Source organism: Massilia sp. IC2-278 (genome assembly GCF_020708045.1).
Taxonomy (GTDB): Bacteria; Pseudomonadota; Gammaproteobacteria; order Burkholderiales; family Burkholderiaceae_D; genus Telluria.
In genome coordinates this window covers 1,044,742-1,062,266 of record NZ_JAJFES010000001.1, presented here as the reverse complement: position 1 = coordinate 1,062,266, position 17,525 = coordinate 1,044,742, and the positions used below count along the sequence as shown (strand labels likewise).

Sequence of the window (17,525 nt, the reverse complement as noted above, 5' to 3'; positions counted from 1 at the left end):
CCGACATTACGCAGGAAGAAAATCCTCATACGGTTTAGGCAAGTAGCCCCAGATCCTAAGCACACCGCCACGCACTTCGAATTCGAAGCCAATGGCTTGGACGGCGTTTGAGATATCTTTCGTATGGTCGATAACTCTAGGTTTAAGAAGCCGTCCTTCCGCCGGTATGCTCTCATACAAGGCAATATCGAACCACTCAACCGACGCAAACGGAAACGGCAGATGGTAAAACCACTCAACATCCCATCCAGAAATATAGCCTGTGACCGACTTGGACCTATACGACGGCCGCCATCCCGTTTGCTTACGGAAATAGTTAATGAGTTCATCCCAGCGAGTATTATTCGAAGCGCATGCCAGATTTCTGGCAGAGACAGCAGCATCAATGCTTTTCCGTGTCGCACCATCGTGCACAAGGCCTGCGTGTGGTAATTCGTCCATTTCACTCCGTGTGATCTTGGGCGTGCGACCGTCTGGGCAGTAGCAGACCTGTCTGGTGCATCCATTGTCGACCCAAAACAGACCTTGGCCAAGTCCTATGACTGGTGCGTCAGACGCTGGTATTCGCTACGTACAAAACGATAGAATTCTTTTGAACAGCAACCTTTAGCCAGCTCAAGAAGACCGTCACCACTTTTCGTACGGTATTCAATATCGGCGCCGGCTCGGATGAGCCATCTGAACATTTTCTTTCGCGTTCTCGCGTGCTTGTCATGCATACGGACGAGCCATATCAGTGGAGTCCACCCTCGATCGTCCTGAGCGTTTGGATCAAACCCATTACGCAAGCACCAACGTGCCCCGCTAGGACTACATTGCCAGCAGCAAGAATGCAGTTCGTTGAAAGACGCTTGCTCGTTGGGACTGAAATACGTGGGCTTTCTCATTTTTCTCTACGTACGATGGTCAAATCGATCCTGGCCCAAGGCGGCCGTTTAGTTCGGGATAGTTGGCCAGCGGGAAGGAAAAATCGCAGACTGTCACGAAGAACCGCATCCAACCCGAAGCAGGCGCGCTCCCTCAGCGAACATTCGTCTCACCGTGCTTCCAGTTGAATGTCGCGTTTGTGGCGCCGATGACAAGGAAGCTGTTCGTTGAACTCGAATACAAATAATGCACGAAGGCACCGGAAGGTAGAGCACTAGGCACAATCTTGCTTATCTCCAGTCGTTTGTCGGGCAGTGGGCCATTTGCGGTGATCCACAAAGAAGAGTCGCCCGTTGGCCTGGTTTGGCAGAGTGCTGGCTCAACCAACCAAAAACATAGCCCAGAAAACTCAACCGTTCCCCGCTGCAGGGAGAATTGTTGGTCTGGCGCGGCTACACGGCACTGGATGTCGAACTCGAGCGTCGCAGTTGCGCGCAGAAAGTCGACGGCAAACGACAACAGTTCTGCATCATGAAAAGTTGCGTCTTCATATGTCTCGTCCAGCAAACTGTCCAGCGTTTCCATATGTTCCTTATGGCCGCTATTGGCCAAGCCCTGCCTGTCCTGACAGGCGGCTCCGGGCCCAGAGCAGACCTAACCCGGAATCAACAGCAAGCGCGGCGGTCGACTTTATAGAGCGGATCATCAACCTTGTTACTGGGGCAGTTCGAGTCTCGCCAAATCTTCACCTTCCAACCCACACGCAGATGCCAGCCACCTCATCTGCGACCAAAACTGGTTGCTTTGAAATGCCCCAGCATCACACATGCGCCCAAGCCACCAGAGGCTCTCTAATGCGAGCCCCTCTTCGCCGACATATCGGAATCGGATATAGCTCGTAAGTTCGTTAAGTAATTGCACGGCCTTAGCCGGCTCAGATCGGCTCTCAGTCGCGATCGCATCGGAGAGAAGGCTGCATGCAAAATCAAGACCTTCTTGGATCGAGCTCGTTGCGATTTTGTTAATTTCTTGGTTCATCCTGAGCTTTCAGTCGACGTCCGCTTGTGGCCGCGAGCAGACAATCGGAATGGCTCAGTCTACGGACTTGTTGCTATCACCGCAAGTAACCGGTTTTGTCAGGCGTTCCAAACCGAAAATGAGGCGCATGCTGGTCGGTACTTAGCCCTGTGCTGTTTGAATGCTCCAGTCCTAAAAGGCTCATCATTACGTCCATGGACTTAATGAGGATAAGCGGTTGTGAATTTATTCGTGGGAGCACTTGCGGACGTCAGCGCGGCTATGCCTTAAGGGACTACGTTACTCATTTCGATGTGCACCGGTCGTACCGCGTGGACTCAGGAGTCCACCCTACGGATTTCGCGAAGCTACAGGGCGCCTGTGTTGAGCCGGCGGCTCAATTTCGAAGCCCGCCGGGGAGCGGGCTTCATCGCAGCGGAGTTGGCGCGCTTCGGTTGAGCGCGGCCCGCCCTACACGGTCTCGCGCACGGTCCTGGTGCTGGCCATCAGCTCACTGGCCCAGTAGAGCAGAGCAACGGCCGGGAAAGCCGTGCCGAGCAACAGCGCGGCATGCCAGCCGTATTGCGAATACACCCAGCCGCCGGCCGCCGAACCCACCGCGCCGCCGACGAAGAACAGCGAGAAGTACAGCCCATTCAGGCGGCTGCGCACTTCCGCCGGCAGCGAGAAGATCGCGCGTTGGCCCAGCACCATGTTGGCGGCCACGCCCATGTCGATCACGATCGAGGCGATCACCAGCAGGGCCAGGGCGATGTTGCGTGAATCCGGGGCGAACAGTGGCAGGGCGAAGCCGCTGATCGCCAGTAGCATGGCCACCGCGGTGGCGGGCAGGGTATGGCCGCGGTCGGCCAGCTTGCCGGCGATCGGCGAAGCCACGGCGCCCGAGACGCCCACCAGGGCGAAGATGGCGATGCCGGTCTGCGACAGGTGGAATGCCGGCCCGGCAAGCAGCATCGGGGTGACGGTCCAGAACAGGCTGAAGCAGGCGAACATGGCGGCGTGGTAGGCGGCGCGGCGGCGCAGCACCGGGGTGCTGGCGAACAGGCTGCCCAGCGAGGCGATCAGGCGGCCGTAGGACATGCTGTGCGCGGGCTGGCGCTCGGGCAGGCGGGTGCGCAGCACAAAGGCCAGCACCATCACGATGATGGCGGCGGCGCCGAACACGGTGTGCCAGCCGCCATGGTCGGCCACCAGGCTGGCAGCGGGGCGCGCCAGCATGATCCCCAGCAGCAGGCCGCTGACCACCTTGCCGACCGTGTGGCCGCGCGTCTCTTCGCGCGACAGGTGGGCGGCAAAGGGCACCAGCACCTGGGCCGCCACCGAACCGAGGCCAATGGCGAGCGAACTGCCGAGGAACAGCCAGGCGTTGCTGCTCAGGGCGGCGCAGGCCAGGGCGGCGGCGGTGCCGAGCAGCAGGACGAAGACCAGCTGGCGGTTTTCCAGCAGGTCGCCGAGCGGCACGATGAAGAACAGGCCGAGCGCGTAGCCGATCTGGGTCAGCGTGACGATCAGGCCGGCAGCGTCGAGCGACAGGCCGGTGCTGGCGGCGATCGGGCCGACCAGGGTTTGCGAGTAATACAGGTTGGCGACGATCAGGCCGGCGGCAAGCGCCAGCAGGCGCACCATGCCGGGCGCGATGTCGGCGCCGTGTGTCGTGGGGTGGTTCATGGATTCTCCTGTGGTATGGACATGCGATGTGTCCATTCTAGAAAGTCTGGGGCGAAAGATAATCAGCTGCCCAGCCTCCCTTACAATTCATCTTATCTGAACAATCAGCGCCATGCTGGGGAGAGGTGATTTGGACCGTATCAAAGCCATGCAGACCTTTGTCCGCATCGTCGAAGCCAGGAGTTTTTCGCGCGCCGCCGAAAGCCTGGACCTGCCGCGCGCCTCGCTGACGGCGACCATGCAGAACCTCGAGGCCTACCTGGGCCGCAAGCTCCTGCAGCGCACCACGCGCAGCCTGTCGCTCACCACCGACGGCGCCGACTACTACGAACGCTGCCGGGAGATCCTGGCCGCCCTCGATGCGGCGGAAGCGCCGTTCCGGGCGGACGGTGCGCCGCCCCAGGGCCGCCTGCGCGTCGAGCTGCCCGGCGCCCTCGGCCGCAACGTGGTCATGCCGCGCCTGGGCGAGTTCCATGCCGCCTATCCGGACGTGGAGCTGGTGGTCGGCCTGAGCGACCGCCTGGCCGACCTGAACCGCGACGGCATCGACTGCGCGCTGCGCGTGGGAGAACTCGACGATTCGGCCCTGGTCGGCCGCCGCGTCGGCAGCATGCGCTTCGTCACCTGCGCGGCGCCATCCTACCTGGCGCGCCACGGCACGCCCACGGCCCTGGACGACCTCGGCAAGCACCAGGCAGTCGTGCATTTTTCGGGCCGCACCGGCCGGCCCTTCGACTGGGACTTCGAGGTCGATGGCGCGGTGCGGCGCTTCAATTTCACTGGCCCGGTATCGGTCAACGATGCCGACGCCTACGTCTGCGCCGGCCTGCAGGGCCTGGGCCTGATCCAGGCGGCCAGCTACCAGGTCGCGCCGCACCTGGACAGCGGCGCGCTGGTGGCGCTGCTCCCCGACTACCCGTGTGCGGCGATGCCGGTCTCGCTGGTCTATGCTAAGGGGCAGATGGCGGCGCCCAAGCTGCGCGTCTTTGGCGCCTGGATCGAGGCGCTGTTCGCCTCCCACCCGCAATTGCACCTTTGACCGAACATGGAATCGACAATGAATGAACATATCCAGCCTGTCCCGCTCGACAAAGCCTACCGCCTGCTGACCCACGGGCCGACCGTGCTGGTCTCGGCCCACCACGCCGGCGTCGACAACGTCATGGCCGCGGCCTGGGCCTGCGCCCTCGACTTCGCGCCGCCGAAGCTGACCGTGGTGCTCGACAAGAGTACCCTGACGCGCGAACTGATCGAGGCCAGCGGCAGCTTCGTGATCCAGGTGCCGACGGCGCAACTGCTCCAGCTGACGCACGAGGTCGGTACACGCAGCCGCGCGAGCGAGCCCGGCAAGCTGGATGCCATCGGCGTCGAGCTGATGCGTCTTGGCGCCAGCGGCATGCCCTACGTGGCCGGCTGCTCGGCCTGGCTCGAATGCCGGCTGCTGCCGGAGCCGCACAATCAGCAGGTCTACGATCTGTTCATCGGCGAAGTCACGGCTGCCTGGGCGGATGACCGCGTTTTCCGCAATGGCCACTGGGAATTCGAGAGCGCCGGTCCCGAATGGCGCAGCATCCACCACGTGGCGGGCGGCCATTTCTATGCGATCGGCGAGCCGATGGCGGCGCGGTCGACGGACGACGAATAAGGCTTCCTGCCGGCGTTCGAAAATTTCGACGATAGGACGGCAAACTACTCGCTTTTTGTTCCCGCTCCGGCATCGCATAATGACTCCATCGACAACGCGGCCACGGCGCACACGGTGAAGCGAAGCAGATACCGGCGCAGATGTTCGAACCCTTCGAACGGCCCACAAGAACAGGAGCGCATCATGTTGAAAGTACGTAAAAGCGAAGAACGCGGCATCGCCAACCTGGGTTGGCTGGACTCGAAGCACACCTTCTCGTTCGGGCACTATCACGACCCGGCCCACATGGGCGTCGGTCCGCTGCGCGTGATCAACGAAGACCGGGTGCAGGCTGGCCGCGGCTTCGATGCCCACGGCCACCGCGACATGGAAATCATCTCCTACGTCCTCGACGGCGCACTGGAACACAAGGACAGCATGGGCAACGGTTCGGTGCTGCGCTATGGTGACGTGCAGCGCATGAGCGCGGGCAAGGGTGTGGTGCACAGCGAGTTCAATGGCTCGAAGACCGATCCGGTGCATTTCCTGCAGATCTGGATCCAGCCGAACCAGGTCGGCGCTCCGGCCGGCTACGAAGAAAAGCACTTCGACCGCGCGTCGAAGCTGGGCCGCCTGCGCCTGGTGGCGTCCAGCGATGGCCGCGAGGGCTCGGTCACGATCCGCCAGGACGCGGCGCTGTATGCCGGCATCCTGACCGGCGGCGATGAGGTCAGCTTCCCGCTGCAGGCTGGGCGCATCGGCTACCTGCACGTCGCCCAGGGTGCGCTGAGCGTGAACGGGATCGCACTGAAGGCTGGCGATGCGGTACGGGTGGACGATGAAGCGGCCATCACCCTGAATGGGGCAGACAATGCCGAAGTGCTGCTGTTCGATTTGCCGCACTGAGAGTGGTAGCAAGCCGGTGGTGAATGGTGGGTTCGAGAACCCACCCTACACGTGGTAGCGGGCCGGTGGTGACAAGGGTGGGTTCGAGAACCCACCGTAAAGCGCGCTGGCACCGGCAATCGTGGCTGGCGCGTTTTTCATCGGCCGCGGTCAGGAGCGCAGGAAGTCGAGCAAGTCGGCGTTGATGCGCTCCTTGTGCGTGGTCGGGATGCCGTGCGGCGCGCCTTCGTAGACGACCAGGCGCGCCTGCGGCAGCAGTTCCACCGAACGCCGGGCGCTGGCGACGATCGGTACGATCTGGTCGTCGTCGCCGTGCAGCAGCAGGGTCGGGATCGTCATCTTGGCCAGGTCGGCCGTGAAGTCGGTTTCCGAGAACTGGGCGATGCAGGCATGGGCGCTGCGGATGCTGCATTGCATGCCCTGCAGCCAGAAGGTGTCGATCACGCCCTGCGAGGGCGTCGCGCCCGGCCGGTTGTAGCCGTAGAACGGCAGGGCCAGGTCCTTGAAGTATTGCGAGCGGTCGGCGAGCACGCCGGCGCGGATGGCGTCGAACACCTCCATCGGCAAGCCTTCGGGGTTGCTGTCGGTGCGCAGCATCTGCGGCGGCACCGCGCTGATCAGCACGGCCTTGGCTACGCGCGCCGTGCCGTGGCGGCCGATGTAGCGCGTGACTTCGCCGCCGCCGGTGGAGTGGCCGACCAGCACCGCGCCGCGCAGGTCGAGCGCGTCGAGCAGGGTGGCCAGGTCGTCGGCGTAGGTGTCCATGTGGTTGCCGTCCCAGGGCTTGCCTGAGAAGCCGTGGCCGCGGCGGTCGTGGGCGATGACGCGGTAGCCGCGCTCGGCCAGGAACAGCATCTGGTCTTCCCAGGCGTCGCCCTGCAGCGGCCAGCCGTGGGAAAAGACCACGGGCGTTCCCTGGCCCCAGTCCTTGTAGTAGATGGCGGTGCCGTCGCGGGTGGTGACGGTGTTGCCGGAGTCAGTGCTCGTGCTGGTGGTCATGGCGTCCTCGCAAGATCGTTAGCTCATGCGATTGGACCCGGCGCGCCGCCAAACGTTCGGCGCTTTTTTTATCGTGCGCTCAACGCGGGCCGCGCTGCAGCATGGCCGTCACGGTGGCGCCGTCGCGCATGCGCGCCTTCCACCAGGCCAGCGCCGCGCCTTCCTCGCCGGTGCGCCAGGCCAGGTGCAGGGTTTCGTCCGGCTTCGGTTCGTCCACTGTTTTCACCACCAGGCGGCCCTCGGCCACGTCCTCGCGCACCCAGGGTTCGGGCAGGAAGCCGAAACCGAGGCCGGCGCGCTGGTAGTCGTACTTGGTCTGCATGTCGGGCACTGCCAGGGTGTCCTGGCCGAACAGCAGGCCGACCGTGCGCGCCTGCAGCTGGCGCGCCGAATCCGACACCGACACCGCGCGGTAGGCGGCAAGATCGGCCTTCGACAGGGTACGGTCGATGCCGGCGAGGGGATGCGCGGGCGCCACGACGAAGGCGAACGACACGGTGGCCAGCGGCATCGAGCTATAGCCGCCGCCCGAGGGTCCGCTGCCGGCCGCGCCCACCAGCAGGTCGGCGCGGCGGTCGAGCAGGGCTTCCCAGGTGCCGGACAGGGCTTCCTTCAGCAGGCGCAGGCGGGTCTGGTCCGCCACCTCGTAGAAGGCCTGGACATCGGGCATCAGCGCGCACGGGTCGAGCATCGAGTCGATGGCGATCGTGAATTCGGTTTCCCAGCCCGAGGCTACGCGCCGCACGCGCCGCTCCAGGTCGCCGGCTGCCTTGAGCAGGTAGCGGCCTTCCTTCAGCAGTTCCTCGCCGGCTTCGGTGAGCGCCACGCGCGGGCCGAAGCGCTCGAACAACTGCACGCCCAGGTCTTCCTCGAGCTTGGCCACGGTGTAGGAAATCGTCGACGGCACCCGGAACAATTCCTTGGCGGCGGCCGCAAAGGAGCCGCGCCGGGCGATGGTGTCGACGGTGAGCAGGGCGTCGAGGCTGAGTTTCAACATGCTTGGATGATAGCGAAAGGCGGCGAGAGTGCCGGCCGCCTCGCTACTTTAAAAATAGAAGTTGGCGAAGATGCCGGCGTGGTCGCCCTTGACCTTGCCGCCGTAGGTTTTTTCCTTGAACTCGTCGTTCACGTAGCGCAGCTTGACGCCGATTTGCGGCGTGAACAGGTATTCGAGTTCGACCACGGCGCTGGTCGTGTCCTTGAAATCGTAGTCGCCGATGTCGCTGGCGCCGCTGCTGCGGAACTCGGTGCCGGTTACCCAGCGCAGGCCGCCACCGACGCGCACCTTGTCGTTCACGTGGTAGTAGCCCAGCAGCTCGAAGGGAATGCGCTGGAAGCGCGTGTCGCCGTTGCGGGCGCTGGCGTTGTCGACGTGGTAGCCGACCGTGCCCTGGACCGAAAATTCGGGGCTGATGCGGTAGTCGAGGCCGGCCAGCAGGGCGACCGTGCCGCCGCCGCGGATGTTGATGTCGAAGCCGTCCTCGTAGTACACGGTGGCCAGCTTGTCGCCGCCGTGGGTGAGGCCGGCGCCGACCACGAAGCGCAGCGGCTTGGCGCCGACGGGCTCGTACTGGACAACGGGCGCCGCCGGTGCCGGTTCGGTGGTGGTCTGGGCCTGGGCCGCGTTCAGCGCAGCCAGGGAGAATGCAAGTGCGAGTGCGATGGTTTTCATGGTGATTTGTCGTTGTTGTAGTCGCGGCACTGCGCGGGCTTGCGCATTTCCGTGCTCAAGCATTGTAAAGATGCAATTGCTTATTTGCAATCTTGACAGGTTCACCAGGGAGAAGTGTTGCAGCGGCAGGACGCCGCTGCGATAAGACGCGCGGCCGGAAGGGCCGCGCGGGTAGCCAAAGGGAATAACCTGGCTTAGAACACGCGCTGCAGCCAGCCGTGCTTGTCTTCGGCGCGGCCGTTCTGGATGTCGAGCAGGGCCGCCTTCAGTTTGGTGGTCACCTCGCCGGCGCCGCCGTTGCCGATGGTCGCTTCGAAGCTGCTGCCCTTGACCTTGCCGATCGGGGTCACCACTGCCGCGGTGCCGCAGGCAAAGGCTTCGGTCAGGCGCCCACTGGCGGCGTCCGCGCGCCACTGGTCGATCGAGTAGGCTTCTTCGCGCACGGTGATGCCCATGTCGCGCGCCAGCGTGATCAGCGAGTCGCGGGTGATGCCCGGCAGGATGGTGCCGGTCAGCGGCGGGGTCTGGATCGAACCGTCTTCGAACACGAAGAACACGTTCATGCCGCCCAGCTCTTCCACGTACTTGCGCTCGACGGCGTCGAGGAAGACGACCTGGTCGCAGCCCTGGCGGATCGCCTCGGCCTGCGCGGCCAGGCTGGCGGCGTAGTTGCCGCCGCACTTGGCGTCACCGGTGCCGCCGGGCGCGGCGCGGATGTAGTTTTCCGAGACCCACAGCGTCACGCCGGCGGCGCCGCCCTTGAAGTAGGCGCCGACCGGCGAGGCGATCACGCAGTACAGGTATTCGTTGGCCGGCTTCACGCCCAGGGCCGCTTCGGTGGCGATCATGAACGGACGCAGGTACAGGGCCGAGCCTTCGGCTTCCGGGATCCAGTCGCGGTCTTCGCTGACCAGGGCGTGCACCGATTCCAGGAACAGCTCGTCCGGCAGCGGTTCCATGGCCAGGCGGCGGGCCGAGTTGGCGAAGCGGCGCGCGTTGGCGTCCGGGCGGAACAGGGCGGCGCCGCCTTGCGGCAGGCGGTAGGCCTTCAGGCCTTCGAAGATTTCCTGCGCATAGTGCAGGACCATGGTCGACGGGTCGAGCGGCAGGTTGGCGCGCGCCACGACCTTGCCGTCATGCCAGCCTTTGCCTTCGGTGTAGCGGATCGTGACCATGTGGTCGCTGAACGCGCGGCCGAAGCCCGGGTTTTGCAGCAGCGCCGAACGCTCCGCCGGCGGCAGGGGAATCAAGCATTTTTCGATCGACAGCGTCGATTGGCCTTCTTTGGTCATACAGTCTCCAGAAACGGCGGGTGGGCGCTCAGTGCTGCCCGGCTGGCCCGCAAAACCACTATTATCGGTCAATTCGCGGTATTTGTTGCAGGCGCCGTTTTGAAAGCGTCAACATTGCCGGAATGGCCGCTTTGGCCTCGTATAATTCGGTTCCACCCCGCAGGAGTGACGCCTTGTTCCAGAACCAGCCACCGCAGACACCAGGTGCCCCGCTGCCGCCCGCCGGCGCGGGCCTGCTGTTGCGTGCGCTGTTCAAGCGCGGCGCCCGCACCGGCGACCCGCCGCAGCTGCCGGCAACCGTCTTCACCTGCACCGCCCCGGGTCCGGAAGCGCTGGCGCGCTACAACGCTTTGCTGGGCTTCGCGCCGGATGCGCAGCCGGTGAGCGCGCATTACCTGCTGGTGCAGCGCGCCCACCTGGCAAGCATGCTGGCGCCGGCGTTTCCGTTCCGGCTGCCGGGCATGGTCCACGTCGAGAACGCCATCGCCGAGCATGCGCGGGTGGCACCAGGCACGCAGCTGCGGCTGGCGACGCAGCTGCGGTTCGAGCCGGCCACGGCATCTGGCGCGCGCTTTTGCGTGCTCGAGACCACGGCCTGGGATGGTTCGACCGCGGTGTTCGGCTGCACCAGCAAGTACCTGGCGCTGGCCGGGCGGCGCGGCGGTGCGCGCAGCGCGCCCCATCCGGCGCCGGCGCTACCGCTGTTCGCCGGCTGGGACGTGCGGCACGACGCCGGGCGCGCCTACGCGCGCGTGTCGGGCGACTGGAATCCGATCCACCTGGCGCGGCCGGCGGCGCGGCTGTTCGGCCTGCGCGCGCCCATCATCCACGGCATGCATTCTGTGGCCAAGGCGCTGGCCTGCCTGGAAGCGCAGGGCGGGCATGTACGCGCGGTCGGCGTGCGCTTTCGCTCGGCCGTGCCGCTGGGCGCAAGCGTGCAAATGCTGCATGCGCCTGGCACCGCCAAGTTTGCGCTGGTGTGCGAGGGCCGGCTGGCGGTCGAGGGGAGCGTGGCGTTTGCACCGGCCTAAGATGGTTGCGCCAGGGAAAATCCCGCTACAATGGTTTTTTGACTCTCAGTCTCGCAGGCCTACACCATGAACGACCAACACGGACGCCCGATCCACGAACTGACCATGACGGTCCTGATGACGCCGGACATGGCGAACTTTTCCGGCAACGTCCACGGCGGCACCATCCTGAAATTTCTCGACAGCGTGGCCTATGCCTGCGCCAGCCGCTATTCGGGGTCCTACGTGGTGACCCTGTCGGTGGACCAGGTGATGTTCCTGGAACCGATCCACGTGGGCGAACTGGTGACCTTCCTGGCCTCGGTGAACTACACCGGCACCAGCTCGATGGAAGTCGGCATCCGCGTGGTGACGGAAAACATCCAGCAGCGCACCGTGCGCCACGCGAACAGCTGCTATTTCACGATGGTGGCGGTGGACGAGCACCGCAAGCCGCAGGCGGTGCCGAAGCTGGTGCCGGAAGGCGAAGACGCGGTGCGGCGCTACCAGAAGGCCGAGGAACGCAAGCGCTCGCGCCAGGCCCTGCACGGCCGCAAGCGCTGAGCGGTGCGGCCCGCCGGGACCAACGCTTACTCGAGGTTCTCGTGGTGGTCGGCCACGCCCTGTTTCCAGTAGGCCGAGACGCGCATCGCTTCCTTGGCGAAGCCTTTTTCCTCGGCAAGCAGCGCGCGCAGGCTTCGCATGGTGGCCGCTTCGCCGGCGCCCCAGGCGAAGCCTTCGCCCGCCGGCGGCGTGAACTCACGCACGCGTTCGAGCAGGGCGTCTTCGCTGTCGACCCAATGCACCTCGACTTGCGCGGCGCTGCTGAACGGCAGCCGGTCGCCCGCGCCGGCCAGCACGACCACCGTGGCGTGCACGTGGGCCGGCAGTTCTTCCAGGCGGCGGCGCATGGCCGGCAGGGCGGTGCTGTCGCCGGCCAGCAGGTGCCAGTCGAAGTCGGGCGGCACGATCATCGAGCCGCGCGGGCCGCCGATGATGGCCCGGTCGCCCGGCTGCGCATGGCGCGCCCAGTTCGAGGCCGCGCCGTCGCCGTGCAGGGCGAATTCGATGGTCAGCGCGCGCGATTGCGCGTTGAAGCGGCGCGGCGTATAGTCGCGCCGCACCTGGGTGCCGGCGCCGTCGTCGAACATGAACTTCACGTGGTCGTCGAAGGAGAGCGAGACGAAATCGGCCAGGGCCTCGCCCTGGAAGGTGATGCTGGCGAAGTGTTCGCCGACTGTTTCGATGCTCGCGACGCTGACCTCGCGCATGCGCAGCTCATGGCGCACACGCTGGACGGTCTTGCGGGATGGCTGTTCCATGATTCTTCCAATTAGTTGATAATGTCACCCATTATGCGAAAACCAGTTGATAAAGTCAACCAAAAACCGTCGGGGACGGTGGGCGACGTATTCGATGCCATCCATTCGATCATGCACCTGTACCGGACGCAGCAGTTCCGCGCGTTCGCCGGCGGCGAGCACGAACTGACGCACATGGAAAGCAAGGTGCTGCGTTTCTTCGCGCGCCAGCCGGGCGCGACGCTGAGCGACCTGGTGGCGCACTCGGGGCGCGACAAGGCGCAATTGACGCGCCTGATCAAGGGCCTGCGCGAGCGCGGGCTGCTCGACGCCAGCGCGGACGAAGCGGACCGGCGCAGCACGCGGCTGAACCTGAGCGAGGCGGGGGCGGCGCTGCACGGGCAGCTGCACCACGTTGGCGCGGCGTTGTCGGGCGTGGCGCTGGATGGGATCAGCGAGGCGGAGCGCGAGCAGCTGTATGCATTGCTACAGCGGGTGCGGGCGAACCTGGCGGGGGAAGGGGAGCCGTAGCGGTTTTCGTTGGCGCTGCGTCGATGCAGGTGGTGAGACAGCGTGGACTCGGGAGTCCACCCTACGAACTTGCGTGGAATGCGATGGGGCATGGTGGGTTCAAGAACCCACCCTACGCATCGCAGGGTTTCGTTGGGGTGGGTTCTCGAACCCACCGGCACGGAACGCCTGCAGGCGGGTAGGGTGGACACCCGTGTCCATGCGGTATGGAACAGTTGCCGGTCGAAACGATGACCCTGCCGCCAAGGTCTGCCAACCGGCATCGCACTAATCCTGCACCACCCCGCCATCCGCTTGCGCCACCACCGGATTCGCCCCCGCACCCCGCACGATATTCGCACTCGCCGCAATCACTACCCCGGCCAGCGCCAGCGACCCAACCCCCACCGCCAGCCCCGCATGCGCCGCGATCCACCCGATCACCGGCGGCCCCAGCAGCAAGCCGCTATACCCGACCGTGGCCGCCGTCGCCAGCCCGACGCCCGGCGCCATGCCCGGCGTACGCGCCGCCGCCGTAAAGATCACCGGCACCACGTTCGCCGCCCCCAGCCCGACCAGCCCGAAGCCCAGCGCCGCGAGCACGTAATGGTCGGTGCCGACCGCCAGCAGCACGCCGGCCGCCATCGCCAGCCCGCCCGCCACCATCACGCCGCGCGCGCCGAAGCGCAGTACCAGGCCGTCGCCGGCAAAGCGGCAGGCCGCCATCGCGATCGAGAATAGCGAAAAGCCCAGCGCCGCCCCGGCCGCCGAGGCGCCGGTACGTTCCCTGAGCACCAGCGCGCTCCAGTCGACCAGCGCGCCTTCCACCGCCATGCACAGCAGGGCCAGCAGGCCGAGATACAGCGCCGGGCCGCGCGGCAGGCGCAGGCCGGGGCCGTGCTCGCCCGGCACCGGCGCCACATGCAGCGTCGAGCTCACCGTCAGCATCACCACAACCAGCATCGCCATTGCCAGCATGCGCACGCCGTCGCCGTCTCCCAGGCCGAACTTCAGCATCAGGCCGCCGAGGGCCGCACCGAACAGGCCGCCCAGGCTGAAAAAGCCGTGGAACGACGACATGGTCGGCACGCCGCGCGCCTTTTCGACTTCGGTGGCATTCGCGTTCATGGCAACGTCGAGCGTGCCGTTGGCGGCGCCGAACAGGAAAGCGAAGACGAACAAAAAGGCCGGCGACGAGGCGCCGACCAGGGCCGCCAGCATCATCGGGAACAGCAGCGCCGAACTCAAGGTCAGGCGGCGGCTGCCATGGCGCGCGATCAGCGCGCCGCACAGCGGCATCGCCGTCATGGCGCCGGCGGCGATGGTCAGCAGCAGCAGGCCGAGGGTGGCGGTGTCGAAGCCGGCGCGCGCCTGCACCGTGGGCACGTGCACGGCCCAGGCGCCGATGCCGGCTCCGTTCAGCAGGAAGATGGTGGAGATGGCGCGGCGCGCACGGCGCACCGTGTCTGGCGAGGGGCTGGTTGGAGACATCATGAAACCTTGTTGGCGAGGAGGATATCGGGGCCATCGGCGGCATCGCGCAGGCGTGCCAGCACCTCGGGCGGCGCGTCCGCCTCGAGCACCAGGTGATCGAGTTCGGCGAGGGCGCCGACGGCAAACGGCGCGGTGTCGAGCAGGCGTTCGTTGAGGACGGCGGCGGCGCGGCGGCCGGATGCCGCCAGCATCGCGCGCTTGAACAGGGCTTCTTCCGGATCGGCGGCGTACAGGCCTTTCTGCGCATGGACCGCGCACACGCCGACGATGCACAGATCGGCATGGATGCGCCCGACCTCGGCCACGGCCTGGGCGCCGAGGGCGGCGCCGCAGGCGGGCGAATACACGCCGCCGATCAGCACGATGCGCGTGCGCTGGAAACCGCGCAGCGCCAGCGCCACCTGCGGGCTGTTGGTGACGATGGCGGCGGCGCAGCCGTCATCGAGCTGGTTGGCGAGGGCCAGGTTGGTCGAGCCGGCGTCGATCAGCACGGTGTCGGTCGGCTGGACCAGGCTGCGCAGGGCCAGGCCGAGGGCGGCCTTGCGCGGCGCATCGCGTTCGGCGCGCTGCTGCAGCGGCGCTTCGCCCGCGCTGCGGCGCAGGGCGCCGCCGTGCACGCGGCGCAGCAGGCCGGCGTTGTCGAGGTCGCGCAGGTCGCGGCGCACGGTGTCTTCCGACGCGCCCAGGCGGGTAGCAAGCTCGGCGGCCAGGACCTTGCCCTCGCGCTCGACAGCGTCGAGGATCAGCCGGCGCCGTTCTTCGGGTAGTTGCATGATTGCTCCAGGAATTTGCCTCGATACTAGCTGTTCTTGCCCGAATCGGCAAGTAAACGCAGTTTTCCGCATTAGAAGGTGCAGATTCGTGCAGCGCACCAGACGCTTGGCCTGGTCCCCGGCTCAGGCTTACAATCGCAGGCCTCCCCCGATATAAGGACAACAGTGGACATCCTGCGTACCTCCCGGCTCGCCTTGCGCACCTGGCGCGAGGACGATATCGACGCCTTCGTGCGGGTCACTGCCGACCCCGCGGTCCACGCATTCCTGCCCGGCCCCTGGACGCGCGACAAGACCACAGCGCTCGCGGCCGCCCAGAACGCCCAGTACGAACGCCACGGCACCTGCTACTTTGCCGCGACGCTGGCCGAGACCGGTGCGCTGCTGGGCTTCGTGGGATTGAAACACCAGGACTTCGACCGGCCGTTCGCGCCATGCTTCGAGCTGGGCTGGTGCCTGGGGAGGGATTATTGGGGTCAGGGCTACGCGGCCGAAGGCGCGCGCGCCTGCATCGCGTATGGCTTCGACAAGCTCGGCCTGGAGGAAATCGTCTCGTTCACCGTGCCCGCGAACCTGCGCTCGCGTGCCGTGATGGAGCGCCTTGGCATGCGCCGCGATCCCGCCGACGACTTTGCCCATCCGGCGCTGCCGCCCGAACACCCGCTGTCGCAGCATGTGCTCTACCGCATCGCACGGCCCGGTCCGGACTGAGAAGCAGGGGACCCCGCCGCGCGCAGGCAGCGGCAGGTTCAGCGCTGCGGCGCCGGCTGCTGGCTGCGCAGCCAGGCCAGCAGGTCGCCCACCTGCTTTTGGTTGCTCATGCCCCAGAAGCGCATCTTGGTGCCGGGGACCAGGTCGTCCGGGTCGTCGAGGAAGGCGGCCAGGGTCTTGTCGTTCCAGACGATGCCGGCGCGTTTCATGGCGGGCGAATAGCTGTAGCCGGGGCCACTGCCGGCGCGCCGCCCGAACAGGCCATTGAGCTGCGGGCCGAAGCCGTTGCTGGCCGACGGGCCCACGGCGTGACAGGAGGCGCAGCGCACGTTGAACAGGCGCTGGCCGTTGGCCAGGTCGGCGGCGCCGGCGCTCAGGTGCAGGCCGAGCAGGGCAATGAGGCAGAGTGTTTTCATCGGTAAGGCAGGATTCAGGTGGCGGCTCCGGCTTTGCCGGCGCCATACGCGGCAAGGAAAACGCCCACGGCGCGCTCCGCGCTGGCCTCCAGCTGTTCCGGCCCGAGCGCCTCGATGGCCTGGAACAGCAGGCGCTCGCCCCACTCGGCATCGAACAGGGCCTTCAGGTGGCGCGCCGCCAGTTCGCTACCGGCCTCCACCAGTTCGCCGTCGTCCATGGCCCCGTGCAGCAGGGCGGCCAGGGCGGCGATCACACGGCCGGGGCCGAGATCGTAGCACTGGTTGCCGAGGCCTGCGCGCCCGGCTTCGGCCAGCACCAGGCGGCGCGTGGCCAGCGTCTCGGGCGCGCAGGCAAAGGCGAGGTAGCGCCGGCCCACGTGTTCGAGCGCGGCGCAGATGCCTGCGGGGCTCTCCGCCAGCGCCGCGCGCGCCGCCTCGTACTCGGCTTCGGCGGCGTCCAGGGCGATCGCCACCAGCAGCTCTTCCTTCGACTTGAAGTAGGCATACACCGTCGCCTTCGAATAACCGACGCGGTTGCAGATGTCGGACATCGAGGCGCGGTCGAAGCCGGCCTCGTGGAACACTTCGGTGGCCGTGCGCAGGATGGCCGTGCGCCGGGCTTCGCTTTTCGTCATGGGCTCGTGTAGGGAATGGCCGGCGCCGCCGGCGGGAAGCTGCGCTACTGCACGCGGTTACTGGACGCGGTTACTGAACACGGCGGACGCGCGCCGTGCTGTTCTGGCCGTCCACCTGGAAGAAGAAGGCGGCGCCGAACAGGCCGCGCTTGATGCGGACCTTCGGGTTATGCATCAGAGGCAGCACGGCCTGGCTGCCGTCGGTGATGCGCCAGACCTGGCCGTTGGTGAGCTTGATGGTGGTGTTGCCGCTCCAGCCGTCGAAGTCGCCGGCGATGCTGCTTTCGATCTGGTCGGGCTCGGCTTCCTTGGCCCTGTGTTCGATGCCGAACTGCTGTTCCGGCGCCTGGGCGGCGCGGACCGGGGCGGCTGCGGCGGCGGCGGTGGTGGCTGCGCTTGCGGCGGCCGGCGCGGCGCCGACCGGCATCGCGTCGTAGCAGGCCAGGCGCTGGGCGGTGTCAGGCAGGGTGCGGCATTTCAGGACGGCGGCATCGTCGGCCAGGGCGGCGCCGGATGCGAGGGACAGGGACAAAACCAGATGCGCGTGCAGGAGCGAAGCTTTCTTCATGGGCTTTCCGTTAAGTGGACACGCCGCGCCAGTGCACGGCT

21 protein-coding genes are annotated in these 17,525 nt (G+C 66.2%); 7 read left to right on the top strand and 14 right to left on the bottom strand.

Annotation, left to right across the window (positions count from 1 at the left end):
* Positions 1 to 6: 6 nt before the first annotated feature.
* From LK540_RS04655 to LK540_RS04645, 4 genes are all read right to left on the bottom strand, one after another.
* Positions 7 to 441, bottom strand: a complete 435-nt coding sequence (locus LK540_RS04655) for a DUF6678 family protein (RefSeq protein ID WP_229435857.1) — start codon at positions 439 to 441, stop codon at positions 7 to 9.
* A 95-nt stretch (positions 442 to 536) separates the two neighbouring features.
* Positions 537 to 887 (bottom strand): ankyrin repeat domain-containing protein, encoded by a 351-nt coding sequence (locus tag LK540_RS25390; protein WP_374041318.1) that lies wholly within the window; start codon positions 885 to 887, stop codon positions 537 to 539.
* 133 nt (positions 888 to 1,020) lie between these two features.
* Positions 1,021 to 1,452: a hypothetical protein gene (locus tag LK540_RS04650; RefSeq protein ID WP_229435856.1), complete on the bottom strand. Its 432-nt coding sequence runs from the start codon at positions 1,450 to 1,452 to the stop codon at positions 1,021 to 1,023.
* A 903-nt stretch (positions 1,453 to 2,355) separates the two neighbouring features.
* Positions 2,356 to 3,573: an MFS transporter gene (locus LK540_RS04645; RefSeq protein ID WP_229435855.1), complete on the bottom strand. Its 1,218-nt coding sequence runs from the start codon at positions 3,571 to 3,573 to the stop codon at positions 2,356 to 2,358.
* 130 nt (positions 3,574 to 3,703) lie between these two features.
* On the opposite strand from LK540_RS04645, the gene LK540_RS04640 reads away from it, so the two are divergent.
* The 3 genes from LK540_RS04640 (at position 3,704) to LK540_RS04630 (ending at position 6,103) form a co-directional block, all read left to right on the top strand.
* Positions 3,704 to 4,612 (top strand): LysR family transcriptional regulator, encoded by a 909-nt coding sequence (locus LK540_RS04640; protein WP_229435854.1) that lies wholly within the window; start codon positions 3,704 to 3,706, stop codon positions 4,610 to 4,612.
* A gap of 18 nt (positions 4,613 to 4,630) precedes the next feature.
* Entirely contained in the window at positions 4,631 to 5,218 is a 588-nt protein-coding gene (locus tag LK540_RS04635) for a flavin reductase family protein (protein ID WP_229435853.1), read from the top strand.
* Positions 5,219 to 5,401: 183 nt separating this feature from the next.
* Positions 5,402 to 6,103, top strand: coding sequence for a pirin family protein (locus LK540_RS04630; RefSeq protein ID WP_229435852.1), 702 nt, complete (start codon positions 5,402 to 5,404; stop codon positions 6,101 to 6,103).
* A gap of 150 nt (positions 6,104 to 6,253) precedes the next feature.
* On the opposite strand, the gene LK540_RS04625 is transcribed toward LK540_RS04630, so the two are convergent.
* The 4 genes from LK540_RS04625 to LK540_RS04610 all read right to left on the bottom strand — a co-directional run bounded on the left by LK540_RS04625 (position 6,254) and on the right by LK540_RS04610 (position 10,066).
* Positions 6,254 to 7,102 carry an alpha/beta fold hydrolase gene (locus LK540_RS04625; protein ID WP_229435851.1) on the bottom strand — a complete coding sequence of 283 codons (849 nt, stop codon included), beginning with the start codon at positions 7,100 to 7,102 and terminating at the stop codon, positions 6,254 to 6,256.
* A gap of 79 nt (positions 7,103 to 7,181) precedes the next feature.
* On the bottom strand, positions 7,182 to 8,099 hold the full coding sequence (locus LK540_RS04620; RefSeq protein WP_229435850.1) for a LysR substrate-binding domain-containing protein: 918 nt from the start codon (positions 8,097 to 8,099) through the stop codon (positions 7,182 to 7,184).
* A 48-nt stretch (positions 8,100 to 8,147) separates the two neighbouring features.
* Positions 8,148 to 8,774, bottom strand: coding sequence for an outer membrane beta-barrel protein (locus LK540_RS04615; protein WP_229435849.1), 627 nt, complete (start codon positions 8,772 to 8,774; stop codon positions 8,148 to 8,150).
* Positions 8,775 to 8,968: 194 nt separating this feature from the next.
* The gene (locus tag LK540_RS04610; RefSeq protein ID WP_229435848.1) at positions 8,969 to 10,066 is read right to left on the bottom strand and encodes a branched-chain amino acid aminotransferase; all 1,098 of its coding nucleotides are present in this window, start codon (positions 10,064 to 10,066) and stop codon (positions 8,969 to 8,971) included.
* 173 nt (positions 10,067 to 10,239) lie between these two features.
* Here LK540_RS04610 and LK540_RS04605 point away from each other — a divergent pair, with 173 nt between their 5' ends.
* The gene (locus tag LK540_RS04605; protein ID WP_229435847.1) at positions 10,240 to 11,097 is read left to right on the top strand and encodes a MaoC/PaaZ C-terminal domain-containing protein; all 858 of its coding nucleotides are present in this window, start codon (positions 10,240 to 10,242) and stop codon (positions 11,095 to 11,097) included.
* 66 nt (positions 11,098 to 11,163) lie between these two features.
* On the top strand, positions 11,164 to 11,640 hold the full coding sequence (locus tag LK540_RS04600) for an acyl-CoA thioesterase (RefSeq protein ID WP_229435846.1): 477 nt from the start codon (positions 11,164 to 11,166) through the stop codon (positions 11,638 to 11,640).
* A gap of 26 nt (positions 11,641 to 11,666) precedes the next feature.
* Here the strand turns inward: LK540_RS04600 and LK540_RS04595 are convergent, their stop codons facing one another.
* Positions 11,667 to 12,398, bottom strand: a complete 732-nt coding sequence (locus LK540_RS04595) for a siderophore-interacting protein (protein WP_229435845.1) — start codon at positions 12,396 to 12,398, stop codon at positions 11,667 to 11,669.
* Between the two features lie 33 nt (positions 12,399 to 12,431).
* On the opposite strand from LK540_RS04595, the gene LK540_RS04590 reads away from it, so the two are divergent.
* Positions 12,432 to 12,908, top strand: coding sequence for a MarR family winged helix-turn-helix transcriptional regulator (locus LK540_RS04590; protein ID WP_229435844.1), 477 nt, complete (start codon positions 12,432 to 12,434; stop codon positions 12,906 to 12,908).
* A gap of 267 nt (positions 12,909 to 13,175) precedes the next feature.
* Here LK540_RS04590 and LK540_RS04585 read toward each other — a convergent pair whose 3' ends face one another.
* A complete protein-coding gene (locus LK540_RS04585) occupies positions 13,176 to 14,381 on the bottom strand; it encodes an MFS transporter (RefSeq protein ID WP_229435843.1) in 1,206 nt (401 codons plus the stop codon).
* Positions 14,378 to 15,154, bottom strand: coding sequence for a DeoR/GlpR family DNA-binding transcription regulator (locus LK540_RS04580; protein WP_229435842.1), 777 nt, complete (start codon positions 15,152 to 15,154; stop codon positions 14,378 to 14,380). The genes LK540_RS04585 and LK540_RS04580 overlap by 4 nt, the downstream gene beginning before the upstream one ends.
* Before the next feature lie 165 nt (positions 15,155 to 15,319).
* Between LK540_RS04580 and LK540_RS04575 the strand changes: the two genes are divergently transcribed.
* Positions 15,320 to 15,865, top strand: coding sequence for a GNAT family N-acetyltransferase (locus LK540_RS04575; RefSeq protein ID WP_229435841.1), 546 nt, complete (start codon positions 15,320 to 15,322; stop codon positions 15,863 to 15,865).
* Between the two features lie 38 nt (positions 15,866 to 15,903).
* Here the strand turns inward: LK540_RS04575 and LK540_RS04570 are convergent, their stop codons facing one another.
* From LK540_RS04570 to LK540_RS04560, 3 genes are all read right to left on the bottom strand, one after another.
* The gene (locus LK540_RS04570) at positions 15,904 to 16,281 is read right to left on the bottom strand and encodes a cytochrome c family protein (RefSeq protein WP_229435840.1); all 378 of its coding nucleotides are present in this window, start codon (positions 16,279 to 16,281) and stop codon (positions 15,904 to 15,906) included.
* Positions 16,282 to 16,295: 14 nt separating this feature from the next.
* A complete protein-coding gene (locus LK540_RS04565) occupies positions 16,296 to 16,916 on the bottom strand; it encodes a TetR/AcrR family transcriptional regulator (protein WP_229435839.1) in 621 nt (206 codons plus the stop codon).
* Between the two features lie 70 nt (positions 16,917 to 16,986).
* A complete protein-coding gene (locus LK540_RS04560; RefSeq protein WP_229435838.1) occupies positions 16,987 to 17,484 on the bottom strand; it encodes a hypothetical protein in 498 nt (165 codons plus the stop codon).
* Between the last annotated feature and the right edge of the window lie 41 nt (positions 17,485 to 17,525).